The sequence below is a fragment of the Streptomyces sp. NPDC048291 genome (genome assembly GCF_043201715.1).
Classification (GTDB): Bacteria; Actinomycetota; Actinomycetes; order Streptomycetales; family Streptomycetaceae; genus Streptomyces.
On the sequence record NZ_JBICZC010000010.1, the window covers coordinates 479,136 to 496,538 of the forward strand.

The 17,403-nt window shown below is 69.7% G+C and carries 15 protein-coding genes and 5 pseudogenes; 17 read left to right on the plus strand and 3 right to left on the minus strand.

Annotated features, from left to right (window positions below):
- The first annotated feature begins 50 nt into the window (after window positions 1-50).
- The 4 genes and pseudogenes from ACGF5O_RS28275 to ACGF5O_RS28290 form a co-directional block, all read left to right on the plus strand.
- Window positions 51-1,145, plus strand: coding sequence for a tannase/feruloyl esterase family alpha/beta hydrolase (locus tag ACGF5O_RS28275; protein ID WP_393812683.1), 1,095 nt, complete (start codon window positions 51-53; stop codon window positions 1,143-1,145).
- Between the two features lie 66 nt (window positions 1,146-1,211).
- Window positions 1,212-1,508 carry a WD40 repeat domain-containing protein gene (locus ACGF5O_RS28280; RefSeq protein ID WP_393812684.1) on the plus strand — a complete coding sequence of 99 codons (297 nt, stop codon included), beginning with the start codon at window positions 1,212-1,214 and terminating at the stop codon, window positions 1,506-1,508.
- 497 nt (window positions 1,509-2,005) lie between these two features.
- Window positions 2,006-2,692 carry an LURP-one-related/scramblase family protein gene (locus tag ACGF5O_RS28285; protein WP_393812685.1) on the plus strand — a complete coding sequence of 229 codons (687 nt, stop codon included), beginning with the start codon at window positions 2,006-2,008 and terminating at the stop codon, window positions 2,690-2,692.
- A 256-nt stretch (window positions 2,693-2,948) separates the two neighbouring features.
- Window positions 2,949-3,149: pseudogene (locus ACGF5O_RS28290) on the plus strand (ATP-binding protein); the annotation flags it as partial.
- Window positions 3,150-3,568: 419 nt separating this feature from the next.
- Here the strand turns inward: ACGF5O_RS28290 and ACGF5O_RS28295 are convergent.
- A pseudogene (locus ACGF5O_RS28295) lies at window positions 3,569-3,772 on the minus strand (DNA-binding response regulator); the annotation flags it as partial.
- A gap of 192 nt (window positions 3,773-3,964) precedes the next feature.
- On the opposite strand from ACGF5O_RS28295, the gene ACGF5O_RS28300 reads away from it, so the two are divergent.
- The 5 genes and pseudogenes from ACGF5O_RS28300 (at window position 3,965) to ACGF5O_RS28320 (ending at window position 7,719) form a co-directional block, all read left to right on the plus strand.
- Complete coding sequence (locus ACGF5O_RS28300) at window positions 3,965-5,158, plus strand: NAD(P)/FAD-dependent oxidoreductase (protein WP_393812686.1); 1,194 nt, start codon at window positions 3,965-3,967, stop codon at window positions 5,156-5,158.
- Window positions 5,155-6,072 carry an RNA polymerase sigma-70 factor gene (locus ACGF5O_RS28305; RefSeq protein ID WP_393812687.1) on the plus strand — a complete coding sequence of 306 codons (918 nt, stop codon included), beginning with the start codon at window positions 5,155-5,157 and terminating at the stop codon, window positions 6,070-6,072. Before ACGF5O_RS28300 ends, ACGF5O_RS28305 begins: the two co-directional genes overlap by 4 nt.
- 17 nt (window positions 6,073-6,089) lie before the next feature.
- Window positions 6,090-6,398, plus strand: a pseudogene (locus ACGF5O_RS28310) (helix-turn-helix domain-containing protein); the annotation flags it as partial.
- A gap of 71 nt (window positions 6,399-6,469) precedes the next feature.
- Entirely contained in the window at window positions 6,470-7,363 is an 894-nt protein-coding gene (locus ACGF5O_RS28315) for an IS630 family transposase (RefSeq protein WP_393812688.1), read from the plus strand.
- 107 nt (window positions 7,364-7,470) lie between these two features.
- Window positions 7,471-7,719 (plus strand): hypothetical protein, encoded by a 249-nt coding sequence (locus ACGF5O_RS28320; protein WP_393812689.1) that lies wholly within the window; start codon window positions 7,471-7,473, stop codon window positions 7,717-7,719.
- A 216-nt stretch (window positions 7,720-7,935) separates the two neighbouring features.
- Here ACGF5O_RS28320 and ACGF5O_RS28325 read toward each other — a convergent pair whose 3' ends face one another.
- A complete protein-coding gene (locus tag ACGF5O_RS28325; RefSeq protein ID WP_393812690.1) occupies window positions 7,936-8,517 on the minus strand; it encodes a hypothetical protein in 582 nt (193 codons plus the stop codon).
- 377 nt (window positions 8,518-8,894) lie between these two features.
- On the opposite strand from ACGF5O_RS28325, the gene ACGF5O_RS28330 reads away from it, so the two are divergent.
- The 7 genes and pseudogenes from ACGF5O_RS28330 (at window position 8,895) to ACGF5O_RS28360 (ending at window position 14,948) form a co-directional block, all read left to right on the plus strand.
- The gene (locus tag ACGF5O_RS28330; protein ID WP_393812691.1) at window positions 8,895-9,788 is read left to right on the plus strand and encodes a hypothetical protein; all 894 of its coding nucleotides are present in this window, start codon (window positions 8,895-8,897) and stop codon (window positions 9,786-9,788) included.
- 86 nt (window positions 9,789-9,874) lie between these two features.
- Window positions 9,875-10,126, plus strand: a pseudogene (locus ACGF5O_RS28335) (helix-turn-helix transcriptional regulator); the annotation flags it as partial.
- A gap of 192 nt (window positions 10,127-10,318) precedes the next feature.
- Entirely contained in the window at window positions 10,319-11,188 is an 870-nt protein-coding gene (locus ACGF5O_RS28340; RefSeq protein ID WP_393812692.1) for a DUF6083 domain-containing protein, read from the plus strand.
- 2 nt (window positions 11,189-11,190) lie between these two features.
- Window positions 11,191-11,664, plus strand: a complete 474-nt coding sequence (locus ACGF5O_RS28345; protein ID WP_393812719.1) for a hypothetical protein — start codon at window positions 11,191-11,193, stop codon at window positions 11,662-11,664.
- Window positions 11,661-13,109 (plus strand): UvrD-helicase domain-containing protein, encoded by a 1,449-nt coding sequence (locus ACGF5O_RS28350; protein WP_393812693.1) that lies wholly within the window; start codon window positions 11,661-11,663, stop codon window positions 13,107-13,109. Before ACGF5O_RS28345 ends, ACGF5O_RS28350 begins: the two co-directional genes overlap by 4 nt.
- Before the next feature lie 138 nt (window positions 13,110-13,247).
- A pseudogene (locus ACGF5O_RS28355) lies at window positions 13,248-13,940 on the plus strand (PP2C family protein-serine/threonine phosphatase); the annotation flags it as partial.
- A 315-nt stretch (window positions 13,941-14,255) separates the two neighbouring features.
- Entirely contained in the window at window positions 14,256-14,948 is a 693-nt protein-coding gene (locus tag ACGF5O_RS28360; RefSeq protein ID WP_393812694.1) for a GntR family transcriptional regulator, read from the plus strand.
- Between the two features lie 764 nt (window positions 14,949-15,712).
- Here the strand turns inward: ACGF5O_RS28360 and ACGF5O_RS28365 are convergent.
- On the minus strand, window positions 15,713-16,165 hold the full coding sequence (locus ACGF5O_RS28365; RefSeq protein ID WP_393812695.1) for a MarR family winged helix-turn-helix transcriptional regulator: 453 nt from the start codon (window positions 16,163-16,165) through the stop codon (window positions 15,713-15,715).
- Window positions 16,166-16,345: 180 nt separating this feature from the next.
- Here ACGF5O_RS28365 and ACGF5O_RS28370 point away from each other — a divergent pair, with 180 nt between their 5' ends.
- On the plus strand, window positions 16,346-17,350 hold the full coding sequence (locus tag ACGF5O_RS28370) for an ABC transporter permease (RefSeq protein WP_393812696.1): 1,005 nt from the start codon (window positions 16,346-16,348) through the stop codon (window positions 17,348-17,350).
- Window positions 17,351-17,403 lie beyond the last annotated feature (53 nt).

The following is a 17,403-nucleotide window of genomic DNA, read 5'->3' on the forward strand; positions in this document are numbered from 1 at the left end:
CCGCCACGACGGTCACTCGCCTCGGCTCAGCGATCGAACGGAGACCGAGTATGCGCATGCTTTCCAGATGGTGCCGGTGGAAGTCCGCCGCTTTCATGGCCACCCTGGCCACCCTGGCCGCCGCCCTCGCCCTCGTGACCGGGGTCAGCATCGCCCTCGCCGGCGCGACGCCCGGCAGCGCGTCCGCACCCGGTTCCGCCGCGGCGGTCGACGCGGCCACGACCACCTCCGGCATCGCCCCGGCGATGACGTGTTCGGGCGTGACATCCCTCGACCTGGCCGCCGCCGTGCCCGGGGTGCCGTTCGAGGCCGGCTCGGCCACGGAGGTCGCCGTGGGCAGCAACACCCTCGGCAACTGGGGGTACTGCGATGTGCAGGGCGTCATCGCCCCGCAGATCCACTTCGAGCTGCGGCTGCCCGACACGGGCTGGCAGGCGGACTACCTGCAGCTGGGCTGCGGCGGCCTGTGCGGCAGCGTCAACACCGGTAACGCCGCCGCGTCCTACGGCTGCGTCCCGCTGACGGACGGCGCCTTCGACAGCCCGCAGCTGGCCCTCACCTACAGGGACATCAAGTTCACGGCGTCCTACTACAAGAAGGTGATGGAGCCCAACGCGGGCATCTACGACGCCACGGACCCCGACCTCACCGCCTTCAAGAAGGCCGGCGGCAAGCTGATCCTCTGGCACGGCCTGGGCGACCAGCACATCCCGGCGGTCGGAACGATGGCCTACTACAAGGCAGTTGAGAAGGCCATGGGCGGCGAGGCGGCCACCACCGGCTTCGCCCGGCTGTTCCTGCTCCCCGGCGTCGCCCACTGCGGCGGTGGCCAAGGCCCCGACAGGCTGGACGCGCTGACCGCGATCACCGACTGGGTCACCCAGGGCAAGGTCCCGGCCGGCCTGCTCACTTCGACGGTAGACAGCGCCGGCAAGGTCACCTCGTCCCGGCCCGCGTACCCCTTCCCGGCCATCGCCGAGAACACCACGGGCGGTTCGTCCGACGACCCCTCCAGCTACACCTCGGTCAAGTCCACGGCCGAGGCGAACCTGACCCTGAACTGGCTCGGTTCCTTCCGCTCCGGCTACGAGCAGGTCGGCAACCGGATACACGGCAAGTGGGTGATCAGCAAGGGCAAGGCCTGACCTGACCCCGCCGGCCGGCCCGACCCCGTACACACGCCGCTGACGCGCGCGGCCCCGCCCACGGGCGTGGGAGGAGACACGGCGAGCATCGTCCTGTGGGACCTCGCGTCAGGACACTGCGTCGCCGTACCCGGCCTGACCGGCGGCAGGGCCCGCTGGCCGGCGTTGTTCAGCCCGGACGGCGCAACCCTCGCCGCAGGCGGCGACACCGCGTTCTACCTCCGTGACCTGACGACCGGCGACGTGACCGCCGTCAAGATCGGACTCCAGAAGGTCACCTCGCTCGCTTTCGGGCCGGACAACAGAGCCGTGGCCTCCTCCGTCGACGGCGAGCTCGTCCGTCTCTGGCACGACTCCGAGTGACCGGCCGGGGCCGGGGGAGCGCTCGGCGGCCCCTTGGCCGACCGCACTGTCGGGCCCGTCGGCGTCCGGCGTGACATCGCGACGGTGCGGACCCGGACGGCCACGGCAGGTTGGAGCTGGTGCAGCACCACGCCGCCAGGGTGATCGGCTCAGAGCTGTCTTGGGTGGGAGTCGAGCCGGAGGGGTGGGCATGAGTGACAGCCAGGTCGCGATCAAAGTCACGAGTGACGAGGCACTGGTGCTGTCGCACCGGCCGGAGAAGCTCCGGATGACAGACCTCAGTCGCGTTGTCGATGATCCGGCTGCCTGGGTGCCGGTCCACCACATCGCCGGAAGGCTGGACGAGGCACCTCCTGAGTTGTTCGCCTCCGCCTGTGACCATCGACTTGAGGCCGCTCGACGGCGACTTCGAGAAGACGGCAGCCGAGCCGAGATCGCCTGTGCCCGGTCACTGTGCGGCCGACCGGGACGCGGCCCTCGGGGAGTAACTTGCCGCCGTGACCAGACAATCGAACACTCCTGACCCGAAGGTCAGCCGCCAGGTGCAGCAGCAGGCCGGGGTCGCCCCGAGCGGTCCCGGCGGCGGCACCCTCTTCACCGAACCGGTTCTGGTCGTGAACCAGAAGGCCAAACTCATAGAGCTGACCAACGAGTACAAGGTCATGGACCAGCACGGCAACCAGCTCGGGTCCGTGGCCGAGGTCGGGCAGAGCGCGCTGCGCAAGGTCGTACGCTTCATCAGCAGCTGGGACCAGTACTTCACCCACCGGCTGGAGATCCGGGACGCCCAGGGGCAGCCGGTGCTGCAACTGACCCGTCCCGCGAAGATATTCAAGTCGCGAGTGATCGTTACCCGTCCGGACGGAGAACCGGTGGGCGAGTTGGTCCAGCAGAACGTCTTCGGAAAGATCAACTTCGCCATCAACGCCGGTGGGACCCAGATCGGCGCCATCAAGGGAGAGAACTGGCGCGCCTGGAACTTCGCTGTCGTCGACCAGGCGGGCACCGAGGTCGCCCGGATCACCAAGACCTGGGAGGGCCTCGCGAAGACCATGTTCACCACAGCGGACAACTACGTCCTCCAGATCCACCAGCAACTCCCAGAGCCGTTGCGGAGTCTGGTCGTCGCCACGGCACTGACGGTCGACACGGCTCTGAAGCAGGACGCCCGCGGACTGGGCTGACGACGAGCCGTGTTGGAGCGGCGCAAGACGCACCCGTCGGGGCAGCGGAGCCTGCCCCGACGGGATCGAAACGGCATCACATTGCTCCCCCTCGTGGTCGTACCTGTCGTTCTCCGATGGACGGTTGGTCCAAGTCCTCCGCCGTGGCAGGGCGTTGGCAGGGAGACGGGGTGGGCGAATCTTCCCGGTCGCGCCACCTGCGCACCTACAGCGCGGGGCGGCGGGTCCCGGGACCACGATGCCCCGCGCGATCCTCATCACACCCGCCGACCGCGCCCTCGTCTTCGAGCGCTTCCTCCGCCTCGGCCAGGCGCACAGCCGCGACGACGGCAGGGCCGGGCTCGGGCTGGCCGTCGCACGGGACGTCGTACGCGACCACGGCGGAGACCTCACCGTCACCGACGCGCCCGGAGGCGGCGCCGCCTTGCCGGTCACCCTGCCGCGGGCACCGCTCGACGCGGGCGGCGACCGCATCCGACCGCACCCCGCACCGTGGTCGGACCCTCCGGCCCGGCCCGACCCGGAGGCGTCACAGGTCGGTTGCGACAGCTTGATACCGTCACGGTGTCGGACCGCCCAGCGCCGTCGAGGTCCGCGGAACCATGGCATTCCCAGCCGGTGACACGGGCCTTCGCTCCGTCGGTCCGGCCCCGGTCGCCAGGACCACGCGCGTCCGGGCAAGGGCCTGCGGGCGGCGGCCTCCCACGTCCTCGGCGACCACCGGACACGCATCTACCAGGCGCACTCCTGGACGAAACGACGGCCCGCCAAGGGGAGTTCGCTTCAGCGCTGTGATCGGCTCTGCTCCTCGGTGCGGGCTGGTCAGGCGCGTCGACGACGAAACGGCCCCCATCGCGTTCCCTATCTGGTTGACCGGGCAGCCACGGCAGGGCCGGTGAGGTGCCTGAGCAGGCGGACCGTGATCCGAGGGCGAGACCGGCGAGTCGCCGGCCGCGGCGGCGCGCACGGCCTCCGAGAGGAGAGTGGGCTACGAGTCCTCCGCCAGGAACCCGCAGGCGCCGCCGCGCAGCGCCCGTAGACGTACTCGTCGAGGTCGAAGGTGGTCAGCACGGGCGTCCTCCTCCGAAGCGTGTTGCTGGTTGAATGCTGCGCGCCGCGGCGCTCGGGGTGAGGTGCTGACACCGCGCGCCCGTTCTCCCTTCGCGATGTGACACGGGCCACATCGGCCCCATGTCACGAACGGAAGGGCAGCTTGCGTCTGGTGGTCGTCCGCACGGCGGGAACGACCGACACGAAAGAGGCAGCAGAGCGATGAACGCGACAGCAGCACAGCAGCACGAGGTCCTGGTCCTGGGCGCTGGCTACGCCGGGCTCTCGGCCACGATCCAGCTCGCAGCCCGCACCAGGAAGCGTGGGAACCTGCGAGTGATGCTGGTCAACCCCTACGACACCTTCACCGAGCGGCTCCGACTGCACATGACCGCCACCGGCCAGGAGACGGCCGAGATGAACATCCCGGAGTTGCTGGACGGCACCGGGGCTGGCTTCGTCCGCGGTTGGGTCACCGCCGTGGACGCCGAGGAGAAGACCGTACGGATCGACGACGACCGGGTCCTGCGCTACGACACCCTCGTCTACGGCCTGGGCAACATCGCGGACACCGTCGCCGTCCCCGGCGTGGACGACCACGCCTACACCCTCAACAGCCCGGAGGACGCGGCCCTCCTCGCTGACCGGCTGACCCGGCTCGACGGCGGAACCGTCGTGGTCGGCGGCAGTGGCCTCACCGGCGTCGAGGCCGCCGCGGAGATCGCCGAGCGGCACCCGGAGCTCCAGATCGTGCTGCTGGGTCGGCAGGAGCCGGGCGCGAGCATGCATCCAAAGGCCAAGGCCCACTTGGACGCGGCGCTCGCCCGGCTCGGCGTGCAGGTGCGCAGCGGCGTCGAGGTGGCCAAGGTGCTACCGGACAGCGTCGAGCTCGCGGACGGCTCCAGCATCCCGGCGACCGCGGTGCTGTGGACCAGCGGCACCCGTGTCTCGCCGCTGGCCGCCGCCGCCGGCCTGATGGTCGACGAGCGCGGCCGGGTGGTCACCGACAGCGCGCTACGCTCGGTCTCCCACCCGGACGTCTACGCCGTGGGCGACGCGGCGGCGATCCGCCAGGGCTACGGCGTGATGCACGGCACCTGCCAGGGCGGCATGCCCACCGGCGTGCACGCGGCCCTCTCGATCCTGCGGGTGCTGGCCGGCAAGGAGCCCAAGCCCTTCCGCTTCGGCTACTACCACACACCCGTCAGCCTGGGCCGGAACGACGCCGTCGTGCAGTTCACCCGCCCCGACGACAGCCCGCGCCGGATCGTGCTGACCGGCAAGCGGGCCGCCAAGTACAAGGAGACGGTCACCGCCGCGCCGTGGCCGACCTTCGCCCGCATGAAGAAGATGCCCGCCTCGGGCGCGTTCTGGCCGCACGGCGGCCGCTACACCCGGATCAGGAGCGCCAAGTGACCCAGCCGCAGCAGGTAGGCCCCGACCAGCTCGCCTTCCAGCAGTACCGCACCCTGCTCTTCTCCGTCGCCTACCGCATCCTCGGCACCGCCGCCGACGCCGAGGACGTGGTCCAGGACGCGTGGCTCAAGTGGTCGGCGGCCGACCGTTCCCAGGTCGCCGACCCCAAGGCCTACCTGACCCGGATCGTCTCCAACCTGGCGATGGAGCGGCTTCGTTCGACCCGCCACCAGCGCGAGACCTATGTCGGGCCATGGCTCCCCGAGCCGATCCTCACCGGCCCGGACACCGCCGACGGCGTCGCCACGGCGGACTCGGTCTCCATGGCCCTGCTGGTCGTCCTGGAGACGCTGAGCCCTCTGGAGCGCGCGATCTTCGTGTTGAAGGAGGTCTTCGCCTTCAGCTACGCGGAGATCGCGCAGGCGGTGGAACGCTCGGAGCCGGCGGTCCGGCAGGGCGCTCACCGCGCCCGCGAGCACGTCCAGGCCCGCCGGCCCCGTTTCACCGCGGACCGCTCCCGCCAACGCGACGTCACCGAGCGTTTCTTCACGGCGACGGCGGGCGGCGACATCAACACCCTCATGGAACTGCTCTCCCCGGACGTGACGCTGTGGACCGATGGTGGCGGCAAGGTCCGCCAGGCCCTCAAGCCGGTCGTCGGCCTTCAGACCGTGGCGAGTTGGTTCGCCGCGCTCGGCACTGTGACCTACCAGGGCGTCGAGCCCGGGCAGATGCGGGCAGAGCTCACCTGGATCAACGGCGGCCTGGGCGTGGTCTTCCGCGGGCCGGACCGCGTGATCGCCACGCTGACCTTCGATTTCGACCCGCAAGGCCGCATCTCGACCATCCACAACGTGGCCAACCCGGACAAGCTCCACGCCGTCGCGGACGGCACTCGGCACGAACTCTCCTGACCGCCCGATCGTTGTCGATGCCCTCCGGAGTCCCCCGCTGCCCCAGCACGGCCCGGGCCCAGGTGGAAGCAGATACGGCAGGCTGTGGCCGTCGTGATCCACTTCTGCTGATCGGCTTGCCTGCCTTGCCTGTTGCCGCCGCGCGTCCGATAGTCCTGACTGCCGCCGAGCGGCACCGGTTGAAGAAGGCGGCCTGGGGCCATAAGACCGAGCACCGGGCCAGGGTGCGGGCGCAGATCGTGCTCCGGGCGGCTCGGGGCAGGTCCAACGCGCGTATCGCCGTTGAGGTGGGAGTGCACGTGGACACCGTGCGCACGTGGCGGGGCCGGTTCGCCGACCTGGGCCTGCCGGGACTGGGCGACCGCAAGCGCCCGGGCGGCCCGCCGCTTTCACCGCGTTGCAGGCTGCGCAGGTCAAGGCGCTGGCCTGCCAGTTTCCCGCCGAGGCCGGCGCGCCGCTGTCGCGCTGGTCGTGCCGGGAACTGGCCCGCAAGGCCGTCGAGCGCGGCATCGCACCCTTCCTGTCGGCGTCCACCGTGCGCCGCTGGCTCGACCAGGACGCCGTCAAACCCTGGCTGTACCGCTCGTGGATCTTCATCACCGACCCGGACTTCCGACCCAAGGCGGCCCGGATCCTGGACCTGTACGCCCGCACCTGGGACGGCGAGCCGCTCGGCGCGGATGAGTACGTGATCAGCGCGGACGAGAAGACCTCCATCCAGGCCCGCTGCCGCTGCCACCCCACCCTCGCGCCCGGCCAGGCGAGAGCGATGCGGGTCAACCACACCTACGGGCGCGGCGGCGCACTGGCCTACCTGGCCGGCTACGACGTCCACCAGGCCACAGTGTTCGGCCACTGCGAGCCGACCACCGGCATAGCCCCCTTCATGACCCTGGTCGCCCAGGTGATGAGCCAGGAACCCTACGCGAGCGCGAAGCGCGTGTTTTGGATCGTCGACAACGACTCCTCCCACCGTGGCAAGGCGGCAGAGGACCGCCTTGTCGCCGCGTTCCCGAACGCCGTGCTGGTCCACACCCCGGTGCACGCCTCCTGGCTCAACCAGGTGGAGATCTTCTTCTCCGTCGTGCAACGCAAAGTCGTGGCGCCCAACGACTTCACCGACCTTGCCCAGGTCGAGGACCGGCTCCGAGCCTTCGAAGACCGCTACAACGCCACGGCACAGCCGTTCCAATGGAAGTTCACCACCTCCGACCTGGACGATCTGCTGGCCAGGCTCGACCGGCACATTGCCGATCACCCAGAAGAATCCTCCGTCGCGCTGGCAGCGTGATCAACCCCCGAAGGACTTCCGGAGCCGACCACTTAGCTGTGCCTAGGGCGAGTTCCTCGTCCTTTCAGGCAGAGGTGGGAGCCTTGCGGGGAACGGAAATGCCCTGCATGCGCAGGCCGGAAGGCGAGACCGAGCGGATGGCCAACCCGTTCCACCGAGTAGTGCACGAGTCTGCGCACCGAGAATTCCCGTTGTTCACCGCGGGCAACATGACGACCGAACAGGCGATCCGGAATCCGCCGAACAAGAACCCGGCCGGTCGCCATCCAGCGCGAGCGCTTGCGGCCGATCTGCTGCGGGCGTCCCGGGTCCTCGCCCTGCGCCACGGACGGGTTGTTTCCAGGCCGCTGTCCTGACCGAGATCACGACCAGGATGATCCAGACGACGAGGCCGGACTGGCCGAATCAGCGGGCGAGGACGACGCTGACGGGCCGGCGGCCAGGGCGCGCGGTGGGGCGGGTCACGAGCGGGGTCTGCTCGACGGGGCGGCGGCCAGCTGGTGCACCTCACGGTTGACCGCCGCCCCGCCGCCCCGCCGCCCCGCCGAACCGGGCGTCCTGGACCGGGTGGGTTAGAAGTGCCGTACGCGGAGCAGGAACTGGCAGCCGCCGGAGCGGCCGTCCGCATCGATGCCGACGGTCACCGGGTTGCCGGCGTAGGCCGTGCGGTACTGGCCCTGAGGCAAGTAGTTCACGCACTGGCCGGCATCACCGTCGGGGTAGAACTGCACATCGAGGCCGATGTCGGAGCGGCCCGACACCGTGAAGGTGAGGTCGCACCAGCCGGGGCGGCTGTCCGTGTCGACCCTGACCGCCTGGCCGAAGGTCCGGAACGTCTGGATCGGCATGCCGTAGGTGCCCTGGTAGTCCCCGCACTGACCGGCGTTCCCGCCGGAGCTGGGCAGGAACGTGTACGTGATGGACGCACCCGCGAGGGTCCCGTCCGGGTCGTAGACACCGAACGCCAGCTGACAGCCGCCGGCACGGTTGTCGGTGTCGAAGCGAATGGCCTGCGTCCAGTCCGGCGACGCCGCCCACTGCTGTCCGGTCGTCCCACCGCACTGGCCGGCGTCGCCGTCGGCGTTGAACTGGACGCCGATCTCCGGCGCGGCGACGAGCGGTGCCGTCACCGCGGCCATTGCCGTGCCCGACATCCCGGCCGTCGTCAGCGCACCTGCGGCCAAGACCAGGACGCACGCAAGCGCTCTGAGACGTCCGGGCAGTCGTAATCCACTCATGCGAAGTCCCCTTCCAGGGGTGATAGGCACTGAGGTGAGGATGCGTCGGGGCACGGCGGCGCTGTCCGAGGACGTCCGCAACGTGCGCCGAAGCCCCAGCTGAGTATGTCTGCCCCAGCCCTGCTCGTATCGCCCTGAACAGGCCATCGCTCCCGCACGGCAGCGCACTGGCCGGGACCGTGCGCCGACGGCCGCGTCGCGGAACTCGCCGGTGACCGCTTTCCAGACTCCCGGCGGCCTCCTGCCCACCGAGCTCGCCACGTCCCGCCGGTAGCGGGTCCCTTGGCGACCCAGTGGGCTCGGGCCGGTTCGACACCTCGGACGTCGCGGTCTGGGGTCAGGGCGACGTGCCGACCGACGCCACCGAGGTCTTCCCGCCGGACTCCGTGCCCGCGTCGAACACTGGCAGCGGTCTGGCCGCGTCCGACTACAAGCGGGCGACGGTCACCTACACCGACGCCTCCGGACTCGAGGTCAACACCGCCACACCTGGCGGGCACATCACCGCTACCGGCTACGACAGGTTCGGCCACACGGTGCGTGACCTGTCTGCCGCCAACCGCGAACTGGCACTCGCCACCGGCGGCAGCGGGCAGGACGAGCAGGTGGCGCCGAACATCAGTCAGATGACCGCCGCCGACCGAGCGGAGCTGCTCTCCACCCGCACGTACTACTCCAGCGATGGACTGCGCGAGACCGAGGAGTACGGCCCGCTGCACCTGGTCCCCCTCACCTCGGCGCTCAGGGCCGGTTCCGGAGGCACAGACCTGCCCGCCGGCACTCAGTGGACGGTGCGCCAGCACACCGTCAACACCTACGACGAGGGCCGGCCGACCGACGGGACCGCCACCGTCAGCGACCAGATCACCACCACCAAGGTCGGCGCGTACGCGGACGGATACCCGTCCGACACGGACGTGCGGACCACGACCACCGCATACGACTGGGTCAAGGGCCTGCCCACCAGCACCGTCACCGACCCGTCCGGTCTGGCGTTGAAGCGCACCACTTCATACGACTCGCAGGGCCGCGTCACCAAGACCACCCTGCCGAAGTCGTCCGGTTCGGACGCCGGCGCCACGGTCACGACCTACTCTCGGCCACCGGCAGCGGCACCTGCAACGGCCGTCCCGAGTGGGCCGACCTGGTCTGCTCCACCGTGTGAGGTCGCACTGTTGTTGCGGTGACCTCATGCCGGTGACCTGTGGTGCCGCAGATGGATTGCGACGGGTTCTGAACCCTGCTCGGGCCGTTTGACCTGCGATCCTGCAGGTTGGGTGAGGCTGCCGCACCGCCCGACCCCAACCTCAATGCGCTGCGCGTCGCACTCGTGCGGCTGCGGGGCGAGCGCGGATGGACCATCGACCAGCTCGCCGAACGCAGCAACCTGGCCCGGCGCACCCTCATCGACCTCGAACACGGCCGCAGCACCGGGAGCATCACCACCTGGCACGCACTGGCCCACGCCTTCGACGTCCCCATCGAACGCTTCCTCGTCTCCCTGTGCGAGGGGCACCCCGCCCCGGTACACCTCAGCCTTGACCCGGCCGCACCACCAGCCGCTCACCGGACCCAAAAAGAATCACCCGCCCGGACGAGACGACATCGAACGACAGATCCACATCTCGCGCAGGCGTTCCCGCACGTGAGGCCGATCGTGTGACATCACCGAAAGCCGCCCCCGGCCATCGGTGCGTCGTCTGGCACGGTCACCGCCATGCACCCCCACCCCCTGCCCAGGCGCCACCACTGGGACGGCAGCCCCCGCCACGTCCCCCGCCGCCGCGGTGTGCAGATCGCCCCGGCCAGCCCCAGCCGGCTGCTGCGTGCCGGTCAGAGCGGCCGCTGCCGCCACTGCGGCAACCGCGTCGACTGGTACCCCCGCCACGACGACCGCCCCATCGCCCTGCACCCTGCGGACGTCGCGGTCGTCGGCACCCCGGCGTTCTGCCGCTGGCACATCGGTGGCGGCATCGCCCACTCCCACGACGACGGCAGTGCCTGGTGCCGCATCCTGCACGCCGTCCTCTGCCCCCGGCAGCCTTTGCGTTCCCACATCGGCCATACCCGGCTCACGGGGCTGCGCCGCGACCTCGCCGTGCACTCCCGCCGCCTGATCGACGCCGGCGCCTTCACCCCCCAGCCCTGCCCGCAGGCCCCTGCAGCCGCGCCAACCGACGGGGACGGACAACCCGCCCGCCCTGTCGTCCGGATCCTCCTCGTCCCCTACCTCGGCCAGAGCCCCCTGGAAGACATCCGCTGCGTCGCCCAGACCCGCCAACGCCGCCGTTGCACCCACTCCGTCCTCGCCCCAGGCCACCTGGCAGGCCGCTGGACACTCCTGCCCACCGGACCCCACCACGGCCAACTCACCCTCCCCGACACCACGATGGCCGTCTACGACCTCACCCACCTGCCCTACACCCACCAACTGCGCTGGCGCGCCCAGCACTGCCCCACCCACGCCAACGGAACCGCCCCCGATCTCGCCCTCGCCGGCTGGCAGGTCTTCGACCCCCTCCTGCACGCCGCCCACATCCGCACCCGCCTGCCGCACCCCCCGGCATACCGGGGGAGAGAGCGGTGACGATGCATCACGCCCTGGAGATCGTGCTGACGCAGGCTGTGACGGTGGCCGAGTTGCGCCGCGCCGCCCAGAACTGGCCGCTCGCAGCCAACCATGACACCAGCCGCCTCATGGCTGTGGCAGGCGGCAAAACCCCCGAACGAGCCGCCCACCGCCTGCGCCAGCGGCTCGCCGGCCGGCTGCCCATCGACGTGATCACCAGCCACTACCCGGACGCCTACGGCTGCGTCCTGCTCAACATCGACTTCCCGCCCGACGCCCACACCACCCTGCGACAAAACGCCCGACGCGCAGGGCTGACCCCCGAACGCTTCGTACAAGAGGCCCTCCAACGGGCCCTGGCCGAGCACGCCGACCGGGAAGCCGACCGACTCGACCACGCCGTACGCCAACTCCTCGCCCACACCACTCCCGCGCACCTGCTCTCCGCCGTCGGACACGCCCTCACCCGCCCCCAACAGGACCTCGCCCCATGAACCCCACCGACGAACAGACAGCCGCCGCCGACGCCTTCCACGCCGGCGACCACCTCGCCCTGCAGGCCGGCGCCGGCACCGGAAAAACCACCACCCTCACCCTCCTCGCCCGCACCACCACACGCCGTGGCCGCTACCTCGCCTACAACCGGGCCATCGCCCAGGACGCCCGCACCCGCTTCCCGAACACCGTCCAGTGCAAAACCGCCCACGCACTCGCCTACGCGGCCGTCGGCCACCGCTACACCCGCCGCCTGAACGCACCCCGCCGCCCGGCCTGGCAGACCGGCCAGGCCCTCGGCATCACCAAACACCTGCGCATCGGCGACCGCGAGGTCTCCCAACGCGCCCTGTCCAACACTGTCCTGCGCACCGTCACCCGCTTCTGCCACACCGCCGACGAGGCCGTCCCCCCCCACCACGTGCCCCCACTGCGCGGACTGGACGACCCCGACCTCCACACCGAACTCGCCGCCCACCTCGTCCCGTTCGCCCGCAAAGCCTGGACGGACCTGCAGCACCCCGACGACGGAGCCGTCCGCTTCGACCACGACCACTACCTGAAAATCTGGGCCCTCACCCGCCCCCGCATCGACACCGACTACCTGCTCCTGGACGAAGCCCAGGACACCAACCCCGTCGTCGAACAGATCTTCCTCAGCCAGCGCGACCACGCCCAACTCGTCATGGTCGGCGACTCCGCCCAGGCCATCTACCACTGGCGCGGCGCCAAAGACATCATGACCGGCTTCGACGGCACCCACCTGACCCTGTCGCAGTCCTTCCGCTTCGGCCCCGACCTCGCCCACGAGGCCAACCGCTGGCTCCACCTCGCCGACGCCCCCATCCGCCTCACCGGCACCCCCGCCCTACGCACCGAACTCGGTCCCGTCACCCGGCCGGACGCCGTGCTGTGCCGTACCAACGTCGGCGCCATGGCTCAGGTCATGGAACTGATGGCCGCCGGATGCCGCGTCGCCCTCGTTGGAGGAGGCGACAGCCTGAGTGCTCTCGCCCAGGAGGCCGCCCGCGACCTCAAAGAAGGACGCCGTACCCATCACCCCGAATTGCTTCTGTTCCCCTCCTGGGGCGAACTGCAGGACTACGCAGCCCACGACCCTGCCGGACGCGACCTGCAGCCTCTCGTCGGCCTCGTCGACACCCACGGCACCGACGCCATCCTCGGCGCCGTTGCCCAACTTGTCGACGAACAGCACGCTCAGACCACCGTCTCCACCGCCCACAAAGCCAAGGGACGTGAATGGTCCCGCGTCAAGATCGCCGACGACTTCGCCCCGCCCAGCCACAGTGACCCGCCCGAGAGCGCAACGGCGCCTGCATCCCAGCCCATCGGCGACAGCGAGGCCCGCCTCGCCTACGTGGCCGTCACCCGCACCCGTCGGCGTCTCGACATCGGAGGCTTGGCATGGGCGCACGGCCGGTGATGACGGCTGGGGGCACGGGGACGTGATCCGGTGAGAGGCCTGCTTCTCGGGCGGAGTGCGGGCCTCGAATGCGTAATCTGTCGCCGGTTCCTTGACGGGACTGGCCGGTGCCTGTGGATGTGTGATCGCGGGCCCGTTTTACCGCAGATCGAGGTGGCCGGCATCCTGGAGCCCGCCTACCGCGTCGCTGGCGACAGCTTCGACTACGCCCTCAACGACAACATCCTGCACGCCGCCGTGATCGACGCGATGGGCCACGGCCTGGACGCAGCCGCGATGGCGACCATCGCCATCGGCGCCTACCGTCATGCCCGGCGCCTGTTCATCAGCCTGGCCGAGAAGTACGCGTTCATGGACGAGGCCATCTCCCGGCAGTTCGGGCCCGATCACTTCGTCACTGCGCAGTTGATGCACGTCAACATTGCCACCGGTGAGATGGAACTGGTCAACGCGGGCCACCCCGCGCCGCTGCTTATCCGCGACGGCCAGGTCGTGCAGCAGCTGGAAAGCGCGACGACGCTGCCCGTCGGCTTCGGAGGTGAGGTGCCCCGGATCAGAGAACACCGGCTCCAGCGAGGCGACCGGGTGCTGTGCTACACCGACGGCATCATCGAGGAACACGTCGACGGAGGGGAACCGTTCGGTGAGGAACGCCTTACCCGCTGCGTCAACCGCCTGGGCGAGAAGCCGTCCGAGGGGATGCGGGCCGATCTGCGCCGGCTCTCCCACACTCTGAAGAGGGAACGGGGCGGGCGCACCAGCGACGACGCCACCCTTTTCATGATCGAGTGGCACGGGGGCGCCGCCGACCACCTCGCCGTTCTCGACTGAGAGTCTCTACGCCGGCCTGGTCCGAACCGGACAGCACCGCCCACATGGACGACGGCCACTCGCCCTGCCCGTGGCAACAAACACACTCCCGAACCGGGACCCCCGCCCCCGCACATGAGGCGGACGCCCGACCACCTGATGCCTGCATTATTCCGTCACCCCGCGAACCGCATTTCGTCGGTAACCCACCGGGCGCACCGGGCAGCTGCAGTCCCGGGTCCCGCCAGGGAGCCGGCAGATGAGTGGACGCAACGCCTGGACGGCACGGCATCCGAAAGATAATCGATTATCTGTGGAATCGTCTATGCTGAGAGCATGACTGGCGCGCCTCGCAACCCGGCTCCCTGTGGGAAGCAGATGCTTTCCGAGCAGGTCTACGCACACCTGTGGAGCGCGATCATGCGCGGGGGCTACGCCCCTGGTGACGCCCTCAAACCGCAGGACCTCGCCAGGGAACAGGGCGTGAGCCTGGCCGTCACGCGCGAGGCGCTTGTGAGACTGGTCGGCGAGGGGCTCGCCGACCGACTGCCCAACCGCGGATTCGCGGTCCCGTCCTTCTCGGACCACCGCTGGCAGGAGATCGCGGAGGCCCGCCGGACCATCGAACCGGTTGTACTGCGCATGTCGATTGAGCGCGGCGACATCGACTGGGAGGCCCGCGTGCGGGCCGCTCATCACCGCCTGGTTCGCGCCCCGGCGTACGTCATGGAGGAGGGTGAGCATTACAGCAGCGCCTGGTCCGAGGCCCACAGGGCCTTCCACCGCACCCTGCTGGAGGGGTGCGGCAACCTCACCCTGCTGGAGACCTTCGACCGGTTGTTCACCGCGAGCGAGCTGGCCCGCCGTTGGTCGGCGCACCGCAACCCCGACCGGGATGCAGCAAAGGAACACCGCATGCTGGAGGAGGCGGCGCTGGCCCGCGACGCCGACACCGCAGCCGCGGTCATGGTTCAGCACCTCGCTTTAACCGCGGCTGCTCTCACCGACGATTCAGGTCAGGCCACCTAGCCGCGGACTGTCTCCAGTTGTGATCAGGATCAGGTTCATTGCCGGTCTGATGGGACTGCGGTGTGACGCATGCGCAACTCGCCGACAGTGAATGGGAGTTCATCGCACTGCTCAGGCCGGCCGACAGATTCGGCCCGTACCCAGAGTGGCTGCGTGAGCGGTTCGAGGGGGTGATCCGGTGGTACCGCGCCGGAGACGGGCGGAGGGAGATGGTCCTGTTGGAAGAAGCGATTGCTGAGGCCGCCGGCAAGGGACGAGATCGACATGTCCCTGGTCGGTGTGGACTCCACCACCAGCGGACTCGTCAAGACGCGGCTGACACGCGGGTCGGCGAACAGGCCCTGGCGGCGTGGGATGGAGGCTGCCTCGCAAAAAAGGGGAGCGTCCGAGGAGCAAGGCGGGCGTGACGGCGAAGCGATCCGCGCCGAACGCCGGCGCATCCATCCGCGACGGTGCGCCAGGCTGAAGGCATTCCTGCTCGGCTGGTCCCGAGGCGGGCTGACCGGCAAGATCCACCTGGCTGCCGGGCGGGTTGCCGACAGCCCCCAAGTTCATTCCCGTCCTGAACAAGGTCCGGGTCCGCCTGGCCGCCGGTTATCCCCGCATCCGGCCAGTCGCGATGGCTGGCGACAGGGGCGGAAGCCCGAGAGCCACCTGGCCGGACTCCGTCTCCGCGCGGCGGCCGTCTGGGTCGGCAGGCTTCTGAAGCCCACTGATCACGACCGGAGGCAGGCCCCGGAGGGCAGGTCGCACCCGGTATGTCCTTATGGCGTGCTGTCAGCGTCCGTGATCGAGGGGTTGAGCGACGTCAGCAGTCTCAGCAGCAGTGCGTGCGCCTGTTCCTGTTCCTCTGGTGTCAGTGCCTGAAGAGCCTCGGCGTGGGTGGCATCCACCGCTTTTCTGGCCTCATCGGCGAGCCGTAGACCGGCTTCCGTGGCGTGGAGCCGCTGGGTGCGTCTGTCGCCGGGGGTGATCCGCCGTTCCAGGAGTCCTCGCTCCACCAGCCCGTTGACCGCGGTCCCCATGGACTGGGGGGTGATCGCCGCCCTGCGCGCCGCAGTCGCGCTGGAGACGCCCGGATCGAGGATGGCCTGTGCCAGGGCACTGTTCTGGGCGAGGGTCAGTTGGAATGGGCGCAGGGTGCGCTCGATCCGGGACGCCATGATCTGGCCGATCTGCCAGGCCACATAGCCGGTGCGCCGGTCGGCACGGGTCACGTGACGGACCTTTCTTGTAAGGCAACTGATTATGATGTATTGATATTATCAGTCAACTTACATTTGAGGAATCTGCTCCCGATGTCCCAGCAAGTCGCCCACCGCCACCCCCGCAGGCACGCCTTGGATGTGGCGCATCCACCGCCCCGCCCCGGAAACACGCGTGCCGTCGTGCTCCCCGTGGCGGTCGTGCTGCTGATCGGCACCGTGTTCGTCAGCGTGTATCTCGCCGCCTTCCATGCACCGCGCCCGCATAAACTGCACGTAGGCACGACCGAGATCGGTACTCGCCAGGAGCACCTGCAGCAGGACCTTGCGCGTGTCGTCCCGGGCGGCTTCACGCTGGAGACCTACCCCGATGAAGACGCGGCCCGGCAGGCCGTCCAGGACAGGTCTGTGTACGCGGCCTACCTGGGCAAGGGGAAACTGCTCTACGGCAGCGCCAACGGAGCTGCCGTCACCGCGACAGTGACCACCGCCTTCGGCTCTGCGGCTCACGCGGAGCACCGAGATCTGTCCGTCGAAGACGTGGCCCCGGCGGCGGCGGGGGACACGCGGGGTCTCTCCGTCTTCTACGCAGCCTTCGGCCTGGTGCTGGCCGGGTATCTCTTCGGTATGACGACGTACCAGCTTGCACCCCGGCTCCAGTACCGCTGGCGGATGGCCAGTCTGGCTATGTTCGGACTCGTCGGCGGTGTCCTGGTCGGTGTTATCGCCGGGAGTACAGGTTTCGGTGCACTGCCCGGCCCCTTCTTCCAGCTCGCCCTCGTCATCGCACTGATGGGCGCCGCCGTCGGCGGTACGACCATGGTGCTGCTGCGCCTGTTCGGCTCCGCGGGCGTCAGCATCGCCTCGATACTCCTGCTGATCCTTGGCAACAGCAGCAGCGGCGGGATCATGCCGGCGGCCTACCTTCCGGGCTGGCTGCGCCCGCTGTCGGAGATCCTGCCTGTCGGGGTGGGGGTTCGCGCCATGCAGGGTCTGTCCCGGTTCCAGGACGACGGTCTGTCCCGTGCGTTGATCATCCTTCCCGCATGGGTGCTCGGCGCGGCCCTAGTGCTCTATCTCAAGGACGTGTTCCGCCGCGAACCCCCGACCGCCGCGAGCGCGTCCGGCCCGCCGCAGCACACGCCGGGCTGGGCATCGGAAGGAGCAGTTGCGGGACCTGGCCAGGCGCGCGGATGATACCGGCCAATACCACGCAAATCCGCTAAGAAGTTGCGCGGACAGGGGCGTTT

What these genes read in the sequence shown, in the direction of transcription:
- ACGF5O_RS28275 (WP_393812683.1), top strand. Translation starts at nt 51, where the DNA reads ATGCGCATGCTTTCCAGATGGTGCCGGTGGAAGTCCGCCGCTTTCATG.
- ACGF5O_RS28300 (WP_393812686.1), top strand. Translation starts at nt 3,965, where the DNA reads ATGAACGCGACAGCAGCACAGCAGCACGAGGTCCTGGTCCTGGGCGCT.
- ACGF5O_RS28320 (WP_393812689.1), top strand. Translation starts at nt 7,471, where the DNA reads ATGCGCAGGCCGGAAGGCGAGACCGAGCGGATGGCCAACCCGTTCCAC.
- ACGF5O_RS28325 (WP_393812690.1), bottom strand. Translation starts at nt 8,517, where the DNA reads ATGTCGGGCACGGCAATGGCCGCGGTGACGGCACCGCTCGTCGCCGCG.
- ACGF5O_RS28340 (WP_393812692.1), top strand. Translation starts at nt 10,319, where the DNA reads ATGCACCCCCACCCCCTGCCCAGGCGCCACCACTGGGACGGCAGCCCC.
- ACGF5O_RS28345 (WP_393812719.1), top strand. Translation starts at nt 11,191, where the DNA reads ATGCATCACGCCCTGGAGATCGTGCTGACGCAGGCTGTGACGGTGGCC.
- ACGF5O_RS28350 (WP_393812693.1), top strand. Translation starts at nt 11,661, where the DNA reads ATGAACCCCACCGACGAACAGACAGCCGCCGCCGACGCCTTCCACGCC.
- ACGF5O_RS28360 (WP_393812694.1), top strand. Translation starts at nt 14,256, where the DNA reads ATGACTGGCGCGCCTCGCAACCCGGCTCCCTGTGGGAAGCAGATGCTT.